Genomic DNA, 14,080 nt, shown 5'->3' with positions numbered 1-14,080 from the left:
GGCGGCACGTGGGTGCGCATAAATAGCGCAATAAGAACTGTTACCAGTCACAAGCAAGAAATTTAGCGCTTTGATCTCAGAATTGTAACAACATTATACAGATTTAACCTGTACTGTTTTTTTTACGCGGTTAAATTTCAGGCAAACAGTCAGATCGAAGATAATTTCATTTTGGCACATCTAAAAGGCCGTAATTTACCAAATGAACACCTCTAATTAACATTAGAAAAACATAAAAGACCCTTGTTGTTTTCCTTTTATTCGATTTTATGCATATTCCCTGGAGGCGGCACGACTACTGGCTTTGCGATAAGTTCCCTACATCTGCAAAGCGCTTGAGGAATTTGTGTAAAAGCGGTTGACCCGTTTAAAAAAATACTCTTATTATCCAGTGGTCAGTTTCCGTGCATAGCGGAAAAAATTGCCCGAACTACCAGTATGGCGGGTAATGCCAGTTGACTTACAGACAACAAAATCACTGCTAAGTGGTCCAGGGAGATAATAATGTTTAGTAACAATAAAACAGCAAATGCCGTGCGTATTGCCCTTGCATTCGGCGCAGCTTCAACAGCAGCCTTTACCTCAGCTGCTGTGTCTGCTCAAGAGCAAACTGAAGAAGCGAAAGACAAAGTAGAACGTATCGAAGTTACAGGTTCACGGATTAAACGTACCGACATTGAAACTGCAAGCCCGGTACAAATCACTTCTGCGGAAGACATCAAGCTGTCAGGTTTCACCAAAATCGAAGATTTGATGAACAGCCTGCCGCAAATTGAAGCATCAGAAACTTCATTCCAGGCCAACGGCGCTTCTGGTAACGCGACTCTGGACTTACGTGGTCTGGGTGCTCAGCGTACATTAGTGCTGGTCAACGGCCGTCGTCTGCAACCAGGCGGTATCTACAACGCCGGTGCAGCTGACGTTAACCAAATCCCTTCAGCCCTGGTTGAGCGCGTAGAAGTGCTGACCGGTGGTGGTTCTGCCACTTACGGTGCGGATGCGGTTGCCGGTGTTGTTAACTTCGTAATGAAAAAAGATTTCGAAGGTATGGAACTGACCTTAGGTGGTTCAGGTTACCAACATGACAACGACAACAAATACATTCAGGGTCTGATGGACAAACGTAAGTTTGAGTACCCTACAGGAAGCTCAGGTATTGACGGTAAAACCGGTAATATCGACCTGACTATGGGTGGTTCATTAGGTTCTAAAGGCCATATCACTGCATATGCGACCTGGCGTCAGGTTGATGAACTGCGTCAGGAAGCCCGTGACTACTCAGCTTGTGCGCTGAACGATGCTGGTACCGCGTGTGGTGGTTCTGGTAACGCAGTAGTGCCAAACTTCTACTTCTACCCGGTTGTTGGTGGCGAAACTGACTACAACAAAGAACAGTTCTGGACGCTGAACTCAAGCAGCCAGTTCATTCCGTCAGTTGGCAACATCTACAACTACGCGCCAATCAACCACTTCATGCGTCCGGATGAGCGTTACACCTTAGGTGCGTTCGCCAACTATGAAATCAGCGAATATGTTCGTCCGTACTTAGAAGTGTCGTTCATGAACGACCGTACTGTGGCACAGATTGCTGAATCAGGTACTTTCTACGCGGAAGAATATCACTTAGATATCAACAACCCGTTGTTCAGTGATGCCCAGCGTACTCAGTTCCGTACTGCTTTCGGTGCAGGTGTTGACACTATCGCTGCTTACATCGGTAAACGGAACGTTGAAGGTGGCCCACGTCAGTCAGACCTGGAACACACCTCATTCCGCGTTGTAACAGGTACTGAAGGTATCATCAACGATACATGGTCTTATGACCTGTCATTCCAGCACGGTGTAACCACTTCTGGTGTGGCTTACCTGAACGACTTCTTCGGCCCGCGTATCGCTCAGGCGTTAGGCGCTGAAGGTGCTGATCCATGTACTGGTTCATGTATCCCTTACCAAGTGTTTAAATACCAAGGTATTACTGGTGCGCAAGCCGGTAATCTGACAGGTACTGCGGTCATGAAAGGTGTGACTTCAGAAACTATCCTGAACGGTTTTGCTTCTGGTGAGCTGGGCTTTAACCTGCCTTCACACTCAATGCCAGTCGCTGCAGTTATCGGTGTTGAACACCGTGAAAACAAATTCGAACGTACTGCGGACGAAGTGTTCGAAAAAGGCCTGTTGTTGGGACAGGGCGGCCAAACTCCTTCGATTGAAGGTGGTTACACCGTGAAAGAAGTATTCGGTGAATTAAGCATCCCACTGATCGAAGAAGTTGGTATCTTCAAAGACGTGACATTAGGTCTGGGTGGTCGTTATTCAGATTACTCAACGTCAGGCAGCGAACCAACGTACAAAGCCGAACTGGACTGGACACCAGTGGATGACTGGAAAATCCGTGCCAGCTACAACCGTGCTGTCCGTGCACCAAACGTTGGCGAACTGTTTCTACCGCAAACTAATGGACTGTGGGGCGGTGTAGATCCTTGTGCGAACAGAACGGTTAACGGTGTAGAAGTCCCGCCGGCTTTGGGAGCTGATGCGTGCGCCCGGACAGGTGTAACGGCGGCTCAATACGGCAAAATTAAGGCAAGCCCGGCAGGTCAGTACAACGGTATTTTCGGCGGTAACCTGGAACTAAAACCAGAAATGGCAGACACCATGTCTTTTGGTATCGTCGGTCAGCCACTGGACAACCTGAACCTGTCTGTTGACTACTGGGACATCCAGCTGGAAGACGTGATCGGTAACGTATCTGCTCAGTTAACTGTTGATCAATGTGCCGCGACTGGTATTGCCGCTTTCTGTGACAATGTGGTTCGCGCACCAAACGGCAGCCTGTGGTTAGGTACTGCTGGTTATATTCAGGCGACTAACATCAACTTAGGTGGTCGTCACTGGCGAGGTGTGGATGTTAGTTCTAACTACGAACAGGAAGTGTTCGGTGGCAAGCTGACTGTGAAGATGATCGGTTCTGTCAACCTGAAGAAAGAATATGAAGAGCTGCCTGGCAATGCCGACGCAACTTATGACTGTTCAGGCAATGTCAGCGTCGACTGTTTCGCTCAGCCAAAATGGCGTCACACTCTGTCAGCCAGCTACACCACGGGTGACTGGTGGGCAGCGACTGCGAAATGGCGTTACTATGGCAAAGTGGACTACGAAGGTACTACTGATAAGTTGATCCCTAACGGCATCAGTGCACAGAGCTACCTGGACTTAGTCGGTTCATTTGACCTGAACGACCATGTCAGCGTACTGGCCGGTGTGAACAACGTGCTGGACAAAGAACCACCAATGGTGGGTCTGACTCTGTCTACCAACGCGAACACCGTATCAGGTTACTACGACACTCTGGGTCGTTACCTGCACGCCAGCGTAACAGTTCGCTTCTAATCGAAGCTGAACGTTGAAAAAGCCGGCTTTTGCCGGCTTTTTTTATAGATTAATATCGCGGAATTTCAGCCGTAGCGATGCATTTTCATTTTTTCCGGATTTTTTCATGAGCAACGAACTTCAACTGCAGGCATTCCTGCAGCTCGCCCCGCGCGCATGGCAAGCGTTGCGACAACAACAATATGCGCTGGTGGCTGATTTCCTGCAGCTGCATCGATTGGATCATCCGCAGTGGCGGGTGTTAGCGCTGGAGCTGGCGTTGGCCCGTGGCCAGTTTGCCCAGGCTGACCAACTGTTTGCCCGGATCTGCCAGTCTGATACTGATGTTAGTGCGGTGGCATTGCGGATGGCGCAGTTTTACCTGACACAGCGTCGGCGTGGTGACTGTCGCAAGGCCTTGCTTGAAGTCGCCAAAGCACCACTGGCGGATGCTGGTTTTTACCGGGCTGTAGCCGCAGTGTTCAGTGCACTGGATGATCCGGCGCAGGCCTTACCCTGGCTGGAGCAAGCTGTGCGGTGGCAACCGCAGGATGCCGCATTGCGTTTTGATCTGGCGCTGGCACAGTTTTTCCTGAACCAGATGCCAGAAGCCGGACAAAATCTGACGCAGGTGCTGCACAAGCTGCCACTGGCCGGTAATGTGCTGCATTTGCGCTCGGCTGCCCGCATCGCGAGCGATTCTGACAATCATATTGCCGATTTACAGCAACGGCTGGCCGCGCCCGCACTGACGCCACAAGATGCGGTTGGCGCGGGTTATGCGCTGGCCAAAGAGCTGGAAGATGTCGGGCAGTATGCTGCAGCATTTGTGGCGTTGCGCCAGGCCGCGAGCCGGAAACGGCAACAATTAAACTACGATGCTCGCAGTGAGTTCGCTACTTTTGCCGCGATGCGGCAGCATTTTACTGCGGAGTTTTTTGCCGGGACCATCACAGACAGTGTCAGCTCTGCAGAGCGCACATCGCTCAAACCAATTTTTATTCTCGGTATGCCGCGCACCGGCACCACATTGGTAGAGCGTATTCTGGGGCAACATCCGGATGTGATTTCGATTGGCGAATTCCCGGATTTTCCGCTGGAAGTCGGCGCACTGGCGCAGCAGGTCAAAGGCGTATCGTCACGGGTTGAGGCCGCATTACAGCTCGATTATGCCGAACTGGGACAACGTTATTTACGCCAGGCCGCTGACATGGTGCAGGGCAAGCCGATTTTCATCGACAAACTGCCGTTTAATTTTATCTATGCTGGTCTAATTAAAAAGGCGCTGCCACAGGCCCGCATCATTCATCTGGTGCGTGACCCGCTCGATACCTGTTTTGCTGTTTATAAAACGTTATTTAATCAGGTGTATTCATTTTCTTACCAGCTGGATGAGCTGGCCGATTATTTTATCGAGTATAAAAAGCTGATGGCGCATTGGCACCAGGTATTGCCTGGGCAAATTCTCGACGTGCACTATGAACAAATGGTTGCCGAGCCAGAAGTGCAGGCCAAACGCATTTTGCAATGGTGTGATTTGCCGTGGCAGGACGATTTGCTGCAGTTCCATCAGGCGAAATCGGCGTCAACCACTGCCAGTGCGGCGCAGGTGCGTCAGCCGATCCATAAAAAATCGGTACAGAAATGGCGGGCATTTGCCGATGAGCTGGCGCCGGTGCGGCAACGGTTATTGGCGGCAGGGCTGATTGATGCCGATGGCAACCCGTGTTGACATCGGCGCTGTAGATGCTGTTCAGGCCGGCATAATATCGCAAGGTGCGGTCATTCGGTGCGCATTGACGCTGCTGGCCTGGAACGGATAAGTACCGTGCCAGACAAAACTCGGAAATAACACCACCAGCCCCGGCGTTGGACAAATCGCCCGCGCCACTTGCTCTTGCTCACCCAGTAATAACGACGTCTCGCCCAATTTTAACCAGCCCTGACGTGTTGGGTCATCCGGCCGGATGCAGTCGGGCAAAGTCAGGTAGGTACAAGCTGACAACCAGCCTTGCGGGTGCACATGATTGGTGTGAAAACCCTGATTATTCAGGCGTACCGACCAACTGCCGGAAAAACGGAACTGGCCGTTGTTCCGGCTCAGCAATGGATGCTCAGGATCTTGTGGTAACCGTTGCAGGTACTCGTTGATCCGTTGCTCCAATGCAGCGCGGAACTGTTGGATCAGCGGATGTGGATCTGCCAGTAAACGGCCAAGCGTTTGGGTGCCGCCCCGCACGCTTTGATCCAGCGGTTGCCGTGTGCTGGTATGCAGACGTTCGATCACCGGAATGAGCTGCGTCAGGAATTCGTCCAGACTCTGATAGCCCGGCGGGGTAGGCAGAGGCCGGGCATCGATCAGTTGATCATAATGATTCAGCCAGTGCGTTTTGGCATCGCCCTGTAAACGCCAGCAAGTGCCCAGATAGGCCCAGATCTCCTGATCCAACGGGCTTAACTGCCGGGCCTGCTGTAAATAGTGGACTGCGTCGGTCAGACGTTGCGTGCGCATCGCATAGTTCGCTGCATCAATCAGCGCACGGACGCGCAAAGGCAATGGTATTGTGGCCAGATCCAGCACTTCTGCAGTCAGCGTTGCGGCCTGTGATAAATCACCTTGTTTGGCCGCCTGCACGCCCAGCGCATGTAATAAGTCACTTTGCCGGCCGTGGATCTGCAAACCCTGCTGTAACAGCGCGGTCGCTTCAGCATCGCGTCCGGCCTGGATGAATAAGGTCACCAGACAGTAGCGTAGTGACAGCGCTGCAGGTTGTTGTGCCAATATCTGCAGGCTTAACTGTAAAAACTGTTGTTGGTCCTGTTGCTGCCAGTACAGCTGATTTAATGCTTCATGTGCGCTGATATGTAGCGGCTGAAGCTCGATCGCCTGACACAATGCCTGCTCAGCTGCCTGATCATCCCCCAGGTCATGTTGCAGGCAACCCAGCATAAAATGCAGGTCAGCCTGCAACGGGGATAACGTGATTAACCTGCTGACAAGCGCTAAAGCCGCTGCAGGCTGCTGCTGTTCACGCAACAGCTGCGCTTTTTGCCATAACAAAGTGGCCTGATCTGGCCAGCGCTGCAGCGCCTGATCCAATAACTGAATGGCCGGTCCGGATTGTTCTGATTGTGCCAGCGCGGTAGCCAGCGGTGGGTAGACACGGCTGTCGTCCGGCCGTAATTGTCGTGCCTGCTGCAGGCGTTGCAGCGCCTCAGCCGGTTGCTGGCGACGTAACGACAACAGCCCGGCGTTCAGCCAGCTATCAGCCTGCTTTGGTGCCAGCTGCAAGGCGCGTTGATAAGCCTGCTCGGCTTCATCCATGCGTTCCAGCTGCTGTAATAAATTACCGTAATTAGACCAGACCGCACTTTGGGCCGGACCTGCAGCCAGACTGCGTCTGAACCATTGCAAAGCTGTATCGGTCTCTCCTTTGCTGCGGGCACAAAGCGCCAGCAAATGCAGCGCGTCGGGTTGTTCCGGTACTTGCCGCAGCACCTGAGTCGCCAGCTGACTGGCGCGGTCAGCTTGACCCTGACTGAAGGCGCTGACCGCAGCCTGAAGATATTGCTGAGCATGCATAAGGACAACTGAGTTCAATGCTGAATGTCGCTAAATTACCAGAAAGAGTGGTGGGGCAGCCAGCCCTGGTGCGCCTAACTGGTCAGCCGGTTTTTGCTGTCGTATTGTTGCCGTTCACAGCGGGCACAACGCTGTCGTGCCGGATCTTGCTGTAACAGTTCGCGTTCGATTCTGGCTTCACAGTCTGAACACAGCCCGTACAGGCCCATATCCATCTGACTAAGCGCCGCCTGCACCAGCTCCAGCCGGCGCGTTTTTTGTTCCAGCTCAGGTGTCAGCCAATGTTGCAGCAGTTCAGGCCAGTGGCTCAGTGCCTGATGTTCCAGCTGTAATAATAAATGGTCAAATTCGCCGGCATGGTCACGTTGCAGGTAGGCGAAAATGTCCTGACGCAGTTGCTGAAGTTCCTGCTGTAACTGACCACGTAATTCCGGAATGAGAGACTTAGGCATAACATCCTCAGCGGTGACAAAACGATTGAGGTTGCAGTGTGGCCTATCCTTGCGGTCGCTGTGCTGATACAGATCAAAGCTGATGGCAGTTGATCCGCTTTTTTCTGTGTCGCCGCTGGTCCCCGTTAAATCCCCGTTGGTGGCCAAGCTGATCTTCCGGTCGTGGCAAAATTTTACTATGCTCGGCGAAAGAAAATTCCAGTGCCGTCGGTCTGGTGTGATATCGGTTGCAATAAACCGGTAGAAAAATAATTTGCCCAACAACAGAAGGATTTAGCAAATGAATCAACAGCAAAAAGTCAAAGCAGCCTTAGGTGGCCTGATGTTATCCGCATTGGCCGGTTTAAGTGGCACCGCTCAGGCGTTTCAGGCAACTGAACTGACTTCTGGTTATCAGCAGTCGCCGGACGGCGCAGCACAACAGGCGGCAGACCCAAAAGCCGGTGCCGATAAAGCCAAAGAAGGCAAATGCGGCGAAGGCAAATGTGGTGAAGGTAAATGCGGTGAGGGCAAAAAAGCCGATGCCAGCGCCGATAAAGCCAAAGAAGGTAAATGTGGCGAAGGTAAATGTGGTGGTGATAAAAAAGCCAGCACTGACAAAGCCAAAGAAGGTAAATGCGGCGGCATGAACTAAGATGCCATCGTTACAGGGCGTGGGATTGGGCCTGCGGCGCGAGCTGCTGGCCCCGTTGCAACAAGGTGGGCAAGGTATCGATTTCATTGAAGTGGCACCAGAAAACTGGATCCCCTTTGGTGGCCGGTTGCAACGCCAGTTTGCTGAGGTCGCGGCGCATTATCCGCTGATTTGCCACGGTCTGTCGTTGTCTATTGCCGGACCAGATCCGTTGGATCTGGTCTTCCTGCATCAGCTGAAACAGTTTTTCCGCCAGCATCAGGTGCATTTGTACAGCGAGCATCTGAGTTATTGTTCGGGGCAGGGGCATCTGTACGACCTGATGCCGGTGCCTTTTTGCCCTGAAGCCATCGATTATCTGGTCCCCCGCATCCGTCAGGTGCAGGATATTTTGGAGCAGGAACTGGTGCTGGAGAATATCTCCTATTACGACACGCCGGCATCGACTTTGTCTGAACTGGAATTTCTCTGTGAAGTACTGGATCGTGCGGATTGTGGTTTGCTGCTCGATGTGAACAATATTTATGTCAATTCGGTCAATCATGGTTATGACGCCAGCGCATTTTTGCGCGGCTTGCCGACCAAACGCGTGCGCTATTGCCATGTTGCCGGCCATTTACGCCAAAGCGCTGACTTATTGATCGATACCCACGGCAGTGATGTCAACGATCCGGTCTGGGCTTTGTTAGCAGAAGCTTATGCTGTCCATGGCGTGCAGCCGACTTTACTGGAGCGCGATTTTAATCTGCCCCCTTTTGCTGACCTGCAGGCAGAACTGGCGCAGATCCGCCAGATCCAGCAGCAAGCATTACGCCTCAGTAGTGGTGCAGCCTGATGCAGGATTTTCAGCAGCAACAGCTGGCCTTTATCCGCCGCATCAAAGACCCGACTGCGCCTTTGCCGGCGGGCATGCGACCGGCGCGGATGGCCGTCTACGAAGAATTGTTTTTTAATAATCTGCAGAATTTTATCAGCAGTGCGTTTCCGGTATTGTTGTCGATAGTTCCGGCGCAACAATGGCAGGCGCTCTGCCGGCAGTTTTTCCAAGAACAGCCTTTGCACAGTCCCTATTTTCTTCATATCTCCGAAGCATTTTTGCACTGGTTACCGCAGGTCGCTCAGCAGTTACCTGGTTTTGCTTTGGAACTGGCCGAATATGAATGGCTGGAACTGGCGCTGGCAACTGATGTCGCAACAGTCGCGCCGGGTTGGCAGTTTGACGCGGACAGCGCATTGATGCTGGCCCCGTTGACGAGATTGTGTTGTTACCAATACCCGGTACAGCAGATTTCTGTAAGCTTTCAGCCGGCAGCGCCGGCAACTCAACCGGTGTTTGTATTGCTGTACCGTGACGATGCTGATAACGTCCGTTTTCTGCAACTAGACGTCTGGAGCGGCGCTATGCTGCAGCTAATTCTGGCGGCACCGGGTCAGCAAATCAGCACTTATCTTGCTTGGTTGCAGCCTTATGTTCCGCAATGGAACCGCGACCAGTTATTGGCCCAGGTGACGCCTTTATTGACCGATTTTGCCATGCGCGGCATTGTCACTGCTGCGGCCGAAATCTAGCCTTCAGTGCCGGTATCGGTCGCCACAGTTCCGACCTGGATTTTTCCGATAAAAATGCGCCTGGCCGCCGTGACAATCACTGGCTATTGCCAGATTTTTTCATTAAAATCGACCCCCCTTATTTTGCACTGGAAAGATGTCGATGGCAGACGAGAATTTTAAAGAATCCTTCAGCGTGTGGCATTTGTTAGGCTTCGTCGCTGTGTTTGTATTGCTGTTGTGCCAACCACCCCTGGTAACCTGGTTGCGCATTTTAGGTTAAGCCGAGCGACCAGACCGAAAAACCGCCTGCAGGCGGTTTTTTTATCGAATTTAATATAGAGATTTCCTCATGACGCATACCGAATTAAGCCGCTTACTTGAACAAGTCATCAAGTCAGTACAGGACTATCCGAAGCCAGGCATTTTATTTCGCGACGTGACCAGCCTGATGCAGGATGGCGCCGCTTTTGCTGCAGTAATTGACCATCTGAAACAGCATTATAGTGGCCATGGCATCACCAAGATTGTCGGCACTGAATCGCGCGGTTTTATTTTTGGTGCGCCACTGGCCTATGCCATGGGCGTGGCATTTGTGCCAGTGCGTAAACCAGGCAAACTGCCGCGTGAAACTATCGCGGAAAGCTACCAACTGGAATACGGTCAGGACACTTTGGAAATTCATCTGGACGCGATCGCACCAGAAGATAAAGTCCTGTTAGTTGACGATTTATTGGCGACTGGTGGTACTATTGATGCCACAACAAAACTGGTCCGTCGTTTAGGCGGTCAGGTCACGGATGCGACTTTTGTCGTCAATCTGCCGGATCTCGGTGGTCAGCAGCGTCTTGAAGCGCTGGGTCTGACCATCCACAGTCTGGTTGATTTTCCGGGACACTAAGCCCGACCTGCGTACCGGCGCTATGCCGGCGCAACTTCCGACAAGGTGAACACATGAGTTATCAGGTGCTGGCGCGCAAATGGCGGCCACAGAATTTTGGCCAGCTGGTGGGGCAGGAGCATGTCAAAACTGCACTGACGCACGCGCTGAACCAAAATCGGCTGCACCATGCTTATTTGTTCACTGGCACCCGTGGCGTGGGGAAAACCACCATCGCTCGTATCTTTGCCAAAAGTCTGAACTGCGAGCAGGGCGTCACCGCCACGCCTTGCGGTATCTGCAGTGCCTGTACCGAAATCGATAAAGGCTTTTTCGTCGATTTAATGGAAATAGATGCGGCAAGCCGCACCAAAGTCGAGGATACCCGCGATCTGCTCGACAACGTACAGTACGCGCCAACCCGTGGCCGCTATAAGGTGTACCTCATCGACGAAGTGCACATGTTGTCTAAACACAGTTTTAATGCGCTGCTGAAAACTTTGGAAGAACCGCCGCCTCATGTGAAGTTCTTACTGGCGACCACAGATCCGCAAAAACTGCCGATCACTGTGTTGTCGCGTTGCCTGCAATTCAGTTTAAAAGCCCTGTCGCAAAGCCAGATTAAACAGCATCTGAGTTATATCCTCAGTCAGGAAGGCATTGCTGCCGAAGACGAAGCGCTGGCATTGTTGGCGCGCGCTGCCAAAGGCAGTTTACGCGATTCATTGAGTCTGACCGATCAGGCGATCGCGCAGACTAACGGCGATATCCGCCTCGGCGCGGTGCGTGAAATGCTCGGGTTTCTGGAGCAAAGCTGGGCCGAGATCCTGCTGCAGGATGTGCTTAATCGCGACTTATCTGGGATGCAGGCGCATATTCAGCAACTGGTCAGTAGCCACAGCCATTTTCAGGCCGTGTTAGATGACATGTTATCGTTGTTGCATCTGGCGGCGTTGTCACAATATCAGCTCAGTGCTTCCGAGCTGGCGTTGACCGAATCGGCTTTTGTCCGGGCTGTCGCGAAGACACATGCGCCGGAATCGATCCAGCTGTATTACCAATTATTGTTATCTGGCAAACGTGATTTGCCTTTTGCGCCGGAGCCACGAATTGGTCTGGAAATGGCGTTGTTGCGCGCTATCGCCTTTGTCCCAGCCAAGGCTGGTGTGATACCGGAAGTCAGTGCCGGCCGCGCAGCGGCATTATCAGCTGCGCATCTGACGCCAGAGCACACACCCGTAGTCGCATTGCCACCAGCGGAAACGCAAGTACCGCAGCTGCATGTCGCACAGCCGGTACCAACGGCGCAACTCACTGTGGAACCAGTTGTTGTTACAGTGCCATCCGAAACGGCAGCCACAATATCGGCGCCTGAAACGGCTCCAGAATCTGTGGCGAGCAGCGGCATCGATTCAGTTACGGCCAGTATTCTGGCACGCCGTGGTCTGCAGCGGGCGGCTTCGAACGAACCAAAAAAGTCTGAGCGCCAGCAGGCGCCGGTCGTATTACCTGCCAGAACTGCTCCTGCAGTAGCTACACCTGTGGCTGCACCAACACCAGTTGATGTCCCTGTGGCAGCGCCCGGTCCGATAGCACCTGCTGCGAGTCCGGTACAACCAAAGCCTGCGGATATCCCGCCATGGGATGAATTGCCTGAGCAGTCGCTACAAGCGGATGATGGCGTTGAGCATGAGCAGATGGACGAAGACGTGTCAGTCGCCAGACCTGCAGAGGCGGTTGTCGCGACAGAAGACGATGTAGATGCGGCAGACATCACCGACGTGGTCGAATCCACTGAACAATGGCAATGGCAACAATCTTATAGCGCTGCGCCAGTGCAGCCGATCCGTCATGCTTTACTGGAAAGTCTGGCCGTGCCGGAATTGCCGGAGAATCTCGATTTTGCCAGCGAAACCATCGCTGAAGTGCAGACGGTCGCAGACACAGATGCCGACCTGACGTTTGATGGTCAGATCCATGCCGGCAACTTTGCCGTACGCAGTAGCAGTCAGGTCGATGCCTGGGCACAGCGTATCGACAGCCTGCGCATTGGTGGCCTGATGCGGTTGTTCCTGTTACACAGTAGTATGTCACTGGACGGTAACCAGCTAACGCTGCAGGTCAGCAGTACGCAGCGTCATCTTGATTCGGAACGCAATCGTGCGCAATTGCAGTCAGTGCTGGCTGAATCATTTGGTCAGGCGCTTGATGTGCAAATCGAATTTGTCGACGAAGTCCCGGCCAGCCCGCAGGCGCTGCAACAGCGTATTGATGCGGCGCGCCGGCGTTATGTCCATCAGGTGCTGAAGGACGACCCGACGTTAAACGGCATCACCCGCGATTTTGCCGGTGAATGGTTACCTGATAGTCTGGAAGTATTTTAATTCACCAGTCCGCGTCTTCGGCGTGGGTGTAATCTTGTAATTTTGCGGCTTTGTGATTATCTTGGCCGCCATTATCAATACAGCTGAGAGTACAGAATATGTTTAAAGGTGGCATGGGTAACATCATGAAACAGGCGCAGGCAATGCAGGAAAAAATGCAGCGTGCGCAGGAAGAAATCGCCCGGCTGGAAGTGACCGGTGAAGCCGGTGCCGGCATGGTGAAAGTGACGATGGCCGGTAATCATAACGTGCGCCGTATCAGCATCGACGATAGCCTGATGGCCGATGACAAGGAAATGCTGGAAGATTTAATCGCTGCAGCGATCAACGATGCGGTACGCCGTGTTGAAGAAACCAGTAAAGAACGCATGGCGTCTGTGACCGGTGGTATGCAGTTACCGCCGGGCTTTAAAATGCCATTCTGATGTGCAGAATATTGAGGTAATACATGGGTAAACATACGCCGCTGGTGCAAAAGCTGATTGATGCGTTACGGGTACTGCCATCGGTAGGCCCGAAATCAGCGCAGCGTATGGCCTATCAGTTACTGGAGCGCAATCGGGAAGCAGGCTTGCAGCTTGCTGCTGCATTGCAGTCGGCGATGACCAAAGTGGGTCATTGCCAGCGCTGCCGTACCTTCTGTGAAGGCCAGATCTGTCAGATTTGTGCGCACCCGATCCGCGGTCAGAGCTCTTTACTCTGTATCGTCGCCAGTGCCGCGGACTTATTTGCCATCGAACAAACCGGCTTATTTGCCGGCCGTTATTTTGTACTGCGGGGACAGTTGTCACCGCTTGATGGCGTCGGGCCGGCGGAATTGGGGCTGGATGTCTTATCGCAGCAACTGGGGCAGGGCAAAATCGAAGAAGTGATTCTGGCGACTAATCCAACTGTGGAAGGTGAAGCCACCGCGTTTTATATCGCCGAACTGTGTCGTAAGCACAGAGTGCAGGTATCGCGTCTGGCCCAAGGCATGCCGGTTGGCGGCGAACTGGAATTTCTCGACGGCAGCACTTTGTCTTATGCGTTAAGTGGCCGCAAGCCGTTCTGAGCTAGGACGACTCTGCAAATATCAACCTGCTGATTGACCACCATCGCCGTCGATAGCGGCTTCCCCCTTGAAAAACAAATGACAGGCCCCAGATCTGAACCCGGCAATGACAGGCGGGCCAGTCCGGAACCTTTGTGTATCTGAACCGGTCCGCGCTGACGAATTTAGTGTGAAAGGAG

General features: G+C 52.7%; 11 protein-coding genes. 9 read left to right on the top strand and 2 right to left on the bottom strand.

Annotated features, from left to right (window positions below):
• Positions 1–504: 504 nt before the first annotated feature.
• Both ATY27_RS01170 and ATY27_RS01165 read left to right on the top strand, forming a co-directional pair.
• The gene (locus tag ATY27_RS01170; RefSeq protein WP_208932313.1) at positions 505–3,390 is read left to right on the top strand and encodes a TonB-dependent receptor; all 2,886 of its coding nucleotides are present in this window, start codon (positions 505–507) and stop codon (positions 3,388–3,390) included.
• Positions 3,391–3,496: 106 nt separating this feature from the next.
• On the top strand, positions 3,497–5,101 hold the full coding sequence (locus tag ATY27_RS01165) for a sulfotransferase (RefSeq protein WP_208932312.1): 1,605 nt from the start codon (positions 3,497–3,499) through the stop codon (positions 5,099–5,101).
• A gap of 21 nt (positions 5,102–5,122) precedes the next feature.
• On the opposite strand, the gene ATY27_RS01160 is transcribed toward ATY27_RS01165, so the two are convergent.
• Together ATY27_RS01160 and ATY27_RS01155 are read right to left on the bottom strand one after the other, a co-directional pair.
• Positions 5,123–6,952: a tetratricopeptide repeat protein gene (locus ATY27_RS01160; protein ID WP_208932311.1), complete on the bottom strand. Its 1,830-nt coding sequence runs from the start codon at positions 6,950–6,952 to the stop codon at positions 5,123–5,125.
• A 74-nt stretch (positions 6,953–7,026) separates the two neighbouring features.
• Positions 7,027–7,404, bottom strand: coding sequence for a hypothetical protein (locus ATY27_RS01155; RefSeq protein ID WP_208932310.1), 378 nt, complete (start codon positions 7,402–7,404; stop codon positions 7,027–7,029).
• 280 nt (positions 7,405–7,684) lie between these two features.
• Here ATY27_RS01155 and ATY27_RS01150 point away from each other — a divergent pair, with 280 nt between their 5' ends.
• The 7 genes from ATY27_RS01150 to recR all read left to right on the top strand — a co-directional run bounded on the left by ATY27_RS01150 (position 7,685) and on the right by recR (position 13,901).
• A complete protein-coding gene (locus ATY27_RS01150) occupies positions 7,685–8,038 on the top strand; it encodes a hypothetical protein (protein WP_208932309.1) in 354 nt (117 codons plus the stop codon).
• A gap of 1 nt (position 8,039) precedes the next feature.
• On the top strand, positions 8,040–8,873 hold the full coding sequence (locus ATY27_RS01145) for a DUF692 domain-containing protein (protein ID WP_208932308.1): 834 nt from the start codon (positions 8,040–8,042) through the stop codon (positions 8,871–8,873).
• The gene (locus ATY27_RS01140; RefSeq protein ID WP_208932307.1) at positions 8,873–9,607 is read left to right on the top strand and encodes a putative DNA-binding domain-containing protein; all 735 of its coding nucleotides are present in this window, start codon (positions 8,873–8,875) and stop codon (positions 9,605–9,607) included. The genes ATY27_RS01145 and ATY27_RS01140 overlap by 1 nt, the downstream gene beginning before the upstream one ends.
• Positions 9,608–9,938: 331 nt before the next feature.
• Entirely contained in the window at positions 9,939–10,487 is a 549-nt protein-coding gene (gene apt, locus ATY27_RS01135; protein ID WP_208932306.1) for an adenine phosphoribosyltransferase, read from the top strand.
• A 53-nt stretch (positions 10,488–10,540) separates the two neighbouring features.
• Positions 10,541–12,850 carry a DNA polymerase III subunit gamma/tau gene (dnaX, locus tag ATY27_RS01130; protein ID WP_208932305.1) on the top strand — a complete coding sequence of 770 codons (2,310 nt, stop codon included), beginning with the start codon at positions 10,541–10,543 and terminating at the stop codon, positions 12,848–12,850.
• Positions 12,851–12,948: 98 nt separating this feature from the next.
• Positions 12,949–13,275 carry a YbaB/EbfC family nucleoid-associated protein gene (locus tag ATY27_RS01125; RefSeq protein WP_208932304.1) on the top strand — a complete coding sequence of 109 codons (327 nt, stop codon included), beginning with the start codon at positions 12,949–12,951 and terminating at the stop codon, positions 13,273–13,275.
• Positions 13,276–13,298: 23 nt separating this feature from the next.
• Positions 13,299–13,901 carry a recombination mediator RecR gene (recR, locus tag ATY27_RS01120; RefSeq protein ID WP_208932303.1) on the top strand — a complete coding sequence of 201 codons (603 nt, stop codon included), beginning with the start codon at positions 13,299–13,301 and terminating at the stop codon, positions 13,899–13,901.
• The last annotated feature ends 179 nt before the right edge of the window (positions 13,902–14,080 follow it).

The organism is Rheinheimera sp. F8, assembly GCF_001518915.1.
This window is presented reverse-complemented; position numbering and strand designations above follow the sequence as displayed.

Excerpts from the sequence above, each read along its gene's own strand:
- ATY27_RS01170 (WP_208932313.1), top strand. The coding sequence starts at position 505 with ATGTTTAGTAACAATAAAACAGCAAATGCCGTGCGTATTGCCCTTGCA.
- ATY27_RS01165 (WP_208932312.1), top strand. The coding sequence starts at position 3,497 with ATGAGCAACGAACTTCAACTGCAGGCATTCCTGCAGCTCGCCCCGCGC.
- ATY27_RS01160 (WP_208932311.1), bottom strand. The coding sequence starts at position 6,952 with ATGCATGCTCAGCAATATCTTCAGGCTGCGGTCAGCGCCTTCAGTCAG.
- ATY27_RS01155 (WP_208932310.1), bottom strand. The coding sequence starts at position 7,404 with ATGCCTAAGTCTCTCATTCCGGAATTACGTGGTCAGTTACAGCAGGAA.
- ATY27_RS01150 (WP_208932309.1), top strand. The coding sequence starts at position 7,685 with ATGAATCAACAGCAAAAAGTCAAAGCAGCCTTAGGTGGCCTGATGTTA.
- ATY27_RS01145 (WP_208932308.1), top strand. The coding sequence starts at position 8,040 with ATGCCATCGTTACAGGGCGTGGGATTGGGCCTGCGGCGCGAGCTGCTG.
- ATY27_RS01140 (WP_208932307.1), top strand. The coding sequence starts at position 8,873 with ATGCAGGATTTTCAGCAGCAACAGCTGGCCTTTATCCGCCGCATCAAA.
- apt (WP_208932306.1), top strand. The coding sequence starts at position 9,939 with ATGACGCATACCGAATTAAGCCGCTTACTTGAACAAGTCATCAAGTCA.
- dnaX (WP_208932305.1), top strand. The coding sequence starts at position 10,541 with ATGAGTTATCAGGTGCTGGCGCGCAAATGGCGGCCACAGAATTTTGGC.
- ATY27_RS01125 (WP_208932304.1), top strand. The coding sequence starts at position 12,949 with ATGTTTAAAGGTGGCATGGGTAACATCATGAAACAGGCGCAGGCAATG.
- recR (WP_208932303.1), top strand. The coding sequence starts at position 13,299 with ATGGGTAAACATACGCCGCTGGTGCAAAAGCTGATTGATGCGTTACGG.